2 protein-coding genes and 2 pseudogenes are annotated in these 3,142 nt (G+C 61.6%); 3 read left to right on the top strand and 1 reads right to left on the bottom strand.

Going from position 1 to position 3,142, the window contains the following annotated elements; genetic code table 11:
* Window positions 1-30 precede the first annotated feature (30 nt).
* Window positions 31-801 (bottom strand): annotated as a pseudogene (locus Afe05nite_RS43405) (transposase family protein).
* Window positions 802-1,406: 605 nt separating this feature from the next.
* Here Afe05nite_RS43405 and Afe05nite_RS43400 point away from each other — a divergent pair.
* The 3 genes and pseudogenes from Afe05nite_RS43400 (at window position 1,407) to Afe05nite_RS43390 (ending at window position 3,106) form a co-directional block, all read left to right on the top strand.
* Complete coding sequence (locus Afe05nite_RS43400; protein WP_203823206.1) at window positions 1,407-1,772, top strand: DMP19 family protein; 366 nt, start codon at window positions 1,407-1,409, stop codon at window positions 1,770-1,772.
* A 579-nt stretch (window positions 1,773-2,351) separates the two neighbouring features.
* Window positions 2,352-2,504: pseudogene (locus Afe05nite_RS44425) on the top strand (NUDIX hydrolase); the annotation flags it as partial.
* A gap of 302 nt (window positions 2,505-2,806) precedes the next feature.
* On the top strand, window positions 2,807-3,106 hold the full coding sequence (locus Afe05nite_RS43390) for a hypothetical protein (protein ID WP_203823204.1): 300 nt from the start codon (window positions 2,807-2,809) through the stop codon (window positions 3,104-3,106).
* Window positions 3,107-3,142: the final 36 nt, after the last annotated feature.

Genomic DNA, 3,142 nt, shown 5'->3' with positions numbered 1-3,142 from the left:
CACTATCGCGGATGCTTCAGGGAGCCATTTTCATCCTGCGTAGCGGTTCGCTTCGACGTGGTGCAGGACGTGGATGGCCTGCACGATCGCGGTCGCGCGGCGTGGGCAGCAGCGCAGCTTGGTCAGGATTTTCCGGGTCTTGAGGGTGGCGATCGCGCGTACGCCGCGGGCACGGATCTTTGCGTGGGTGCGGTTGACCGCCTTCTGCCGGCGTGACAGCTTCGGCCGGTAGCGGCGTCGTTTGAACGGCGTGCGCACGCTGCCGCGGGCGCCCTGGTAGCCCTTGTCCGCGAAGGTGCGCTGCTCAGAGCGTCGATGATGCCGTGGGTACGGGCGGCGGTCAGGTCATGTGTCGCACCGGGCAGCGTGCCGGAGGCCCCGACGAGACGGCCGGCCGCATCCGCGATGACCTGCACGTTAACGCCGTGACGTTTGTGCTTGCCGGAGTAGTACGGCTTCTGGTCGGCGACCCGGTCGATCGGGATCAGCGTGCCGTCCAGGATCGCGTACGCCAGGAGATGGATATGCCGCATCGCGCTGGCGAGATCGTCGGCGGTCGCGCTGAGCAGGGCGATCGCTTCTTGGACGTAGCGCCAGGCGGTCGCGACGCTTATCTGGAAGCCGGCGGCGAGGCGGGTGTAGGTGTCGCCGTTATAGGTGGGCCAGGGCGAGCAGGGCCTGGCGGCCCGGGTTCAGTCGGCGCCATCGGGATCCGCGCTGCTGGCGGTGGTCGCGGATGCGGTCGGCGAGGTGGTTCAGGGTCCGGCTGGACAACCTGATCGCGGCAGGGTAGGACAGCATGGCGAGGCTCCCGGTCGGGGCATCGGGTTTTGGTCGATTTGCTGTCCTACCTGGAGTCTCGCCCTCATCGATCACCGCCCCCGCCCAACCCATGCTCGCCGGCGCCGAACCGGTTCTGGTCCACAACAATGACCCTGGGTTTATCAACCTCGGTGTCTCCGGTGGCGAGTCGTGCCCGGTCGGCCGTGGCGCGAATTCATGGACGCCGAATTCTGCAGACGGATACCCCAGTTATGACAAAGCTGGTGGCTGGTTGCAGGTGCATGGGCCAGCCAGAATTACGCGACGCCAGGCGGGCCGAAGTTGAACTGGGAGCACGTCGTTGAGCAAAGTCAGGGGAAGCAGGGGGCAGGGAGATCCAACTTCCCGCAGGAGTGGATCAATAACCCTGATAATATTTTCCTTCAGGATCAAAGCATCAACTTCGCCAAGAACGGATACTATGCAAAAACCTTCAACTGGACGGGCGGGAAGCCGATCCGAGACATGCTTGCGGATATGCCCTTCCATCAGCAATGGGACTTTGGGATGATGTACGTAAATAGAACGCTCAGGGCACATGGAAAATCGGATCTAGTGGGGGATGTGTAGAAATCGTGAGTTCGATGGACAGCGTACACAACCTGGCAGTCGACTATGGAGTTGAAGGCGTTGTGCCGGCCGACGCGCCGCTCGGGGTTGCTAAGCTTGCTCACGTCCACCGGGTCTTTAATGCAATTATGGGCGGTGGCTTCGGCTTTGCGATGGAAGTCATCGAACCGGTTGAGTTCGAGCAAGCAATTGACGGTTTTCGGTACCTAAACCTCGTCGAGGTTGCGGACTTGCTTGCCGAATTGGTTAGAAGTTATGGCGAATATGGCTACGACGAACGCAAGGAAGAGTCCTTTGATGCGCTAATCAATGAGAGCGCCCTGGTTCTAGATGCCTATCGGCGGAAGGCGGCCGAAGAACCTTCCGACTTCGGGCTTTGATGGCTCGACCCGTGTTTGGCCGGTTGTTTGGGCCACCTCCACAGACCGACAAATACTTGGAGTGCAAGGGGTTGCGCCGAGTGATCGCGGTCCGGCCGTCAATGCGATGGTCTGTCCTCTTCTCGGCATACGCTCCATGTTGAGGCGACGCCTTCGGGTGCTGTGGTGTGCGGACTTTCGTCCATGTTGCCGTCAGGGCTGTCGTCAAGCGAGGCCAAAAATCGAGAGACTTGGATGAATGGCGCAGTCATCCGATGATCTTTGGGCTGTTGTCTCGGGTAAGACGGCGTGCGCGCGGGGCCGTAGGCCTGTAGCGCGTGCGCGCGGCCCGGCCATCGGCCGGGCAGCCCCCCTGACCCTGTATGGCTTTTCTTAGCCAATCGGCCGCCGCGTCGGTGCCGGGATGGTGATCCAGGCTGCGGCTACTTGGTCGGCTTGCGAGCGCGGCGTGGTTTCGTAGGCTCGGGTGCTGCTGGTGCGGCGTCGACTGGCTCGGTGCCGACGTTGGCCTTGTACTTCGCGATGACCTCGGCGAGGTCTTGGTGTGCGGCGTTGAGGTCGGCGAGTTCCTGGGCGGCGACGTTCATGGCACGGACGTCTTTGGCCAGCGACGAGTCCACCGACGTGCGGTTCATCGACCCGGCCGCCTTCGACCACATCCCGATCCACGACACCGTCCGGCTCCGGCTCCGCCACCACGCCGAAAACCGCCCCACGCCCTACCTCGGATAGCCCCCACCGGACCGCCCGACGGTCGCCAACGGCGCTGGCTGTCTGCCCACGTTGCCGTCACGGTTGCCGTCAACACCACCCGACAGCACGATCCCATGCCCGACCGCTCCGAGAAAGACCAGGTGAGCGGCCTGCACCGACAGGTCACTTTTCGTGTCGTCGGTGAATATGCCACACGTACTATGTGCTCGCCGGCAACGCGCCGGTTCTGGTCCACAACAACGATGACTGCGAAGTAACCGTCTACCGGGTAGAGGGGCGCAGGGAACGAGCGGGTAAGGATTCACGAAGATGGGTCGGTATTGATCCGCGGTGCCGACAAAACGCTCTTCTTGGGTTTCGATGACAGGGCTCGTGCGGAAGCTTTCCTGGCGAAGCGTTTGGAGCAGGGGTTCTCTGACACGGTGATCAAGAGTTTCCGGGTTAGGCGTGAATTCCTCGACTACCTGCGGGAGGACAAGGTTCCGGAGTCGATGTCGAAGGCGTTCCCGACGCGGCCAATATCCGTCGACCATCCAGCTAAGAATCAGTATGGTCTGAAGCCACTCAATATCAAGATGATGGTTGAGTATATCGCTCCGAATAGCGGAAAGATTGGATAGCTGACATTCTTCGTCTGATTGGTGCGATATCCTTCA

Source organism: Paractinoplanes ferrugineus (assembly GCF_016862195.1).
GTDB lineage: Bacteria > Actinomycetota > Actinomycetes > Mycobacteriales > Micromonosporaceae > Actinoplanes > Actinoplanes ferrugineus.
This window is presented reverse-complemented; position numbering and strand designations above follow the sequence as displayed.